Source organism: Microbacterium sp. Bi128 (assembly GCF_918698205.1).
This window is the reverse complement of sequence record NZ_CAKKMM010001669.1, coordinates 1-1,035: the sequence shown is the minus strand read 5'-3', so window position 1 is coordinate 1,035 and position 1,035 is coordinate 1. Positions and strand designations below refer to the sequence as shown.

The following is a 1,035-nucleotide window of genomic DNA, read 5'->3' as shown; positions in this document are numbered from 1 at the left end:
GACTGCTGCAGGTCAATGATGTAGATACCGTTGCGCTCCGTGAAGATGAAGCGCTTCATCTTCGGGTTCCAACGGCGGGTCTGGTGTCCAAAGTGGACGCCGCTGTCAAGCAGCTGGCGCATAGTTACGACGGGCATGCCGACGCTCCTTCCGGCAGGTCATTCATGAGAGAGCCCATGGCCCTCTTACCCTGCCAATAGTTGACGGTTGTTTAGCATTCGCCCGGGGCGGGCGTTGCTCCTGGCATCCACCGCGCTTCCCATCCGCGCCATATGGACATGCCATGTGGAACGGACCGCAGGAGGCGCAGTCCTCCGCATCAGAAGTTTCAGGCTTCTTTTGAGGAGGGCTGGATACGCGTAGTCAGCTGCTGCTCCCCCGCACCCCTGAATGAGGCGTGCCGGCTTCGGCAATCACGAATATCGCGACTTACAAGCGTGAGGGCACAGCAAACTGCTCCACCAAGTGTACTACAGCGACCCCGCCCAGGAGGACGGTTTTGCCACGGCAGCGGTGCGGGGTTCGGGGGCTTTGGCGGGGCCGGCGGGCACCTTATCCACATAGCCATGGCGGGAGATTCCGCCCGGGGTGCTGCCTTGACAGGCTGGGGCCATGAAGCTCCCACTTGGCCTGCGGGCCGTGCTCCTGGCGGCATTGTTCCTGGCCACGTTCCTGGCACCTCCCCCCATCACCGCCGACGCCGATGTCTCCGCCGCTGCCCATGTCTCCGCCGCCGACGCCGACGCTACAGACGCCGGCTACGCCGCCGCCCGGGCTGCGGTTTCCTCCGGCCGGGGCTCCCCGAGGGCGGGGCCGGTCCCTGCGTCTGCCTGGAGCTGGCCGCTGAGCCCGCGGCCGGCGGTGCTCCGCGCCTTCGATCCCCCGGCCAAGCCGTGGCTCAGCGGTCACCGCGGCGTCGATCTTGAGGCGGCCTTCGATGACGCCCCGCTCAAGTCGCCCGCCGCCGGGACGGTGAGCTTTGTCGGGACGGTGGTGGACCGGCCGGTCATCACGATCGATCACGGCAACGGGCTG

General features: G+C 66.7%; 1 protein-coding gene and 1 pseudogene. One reads left to right on the top strand and one right to left on the bottom strand.

Features of this window, described 5'->3' with window-relative positions; translation table 11 throughout:
* A partial coding sequence (locus tag LQV45_RS35395) for a 30S ribosomal protein S2 (RefSeq protein WP_230012723.1) occupies nt 1-137 on the bottom strand: 137 nt, incomplete at its 3' end.
* 475 nt (nt 138-612) lie between these two features.
* Between LQV45_RS35395 and LQV45_RS35390 the strand changes: the two are divergent.
* A pseudogene (locus LQV45_RS35390) lies at nt 613-1,035 on the top strand (M23 family peptidase); the annotation flags it as partial.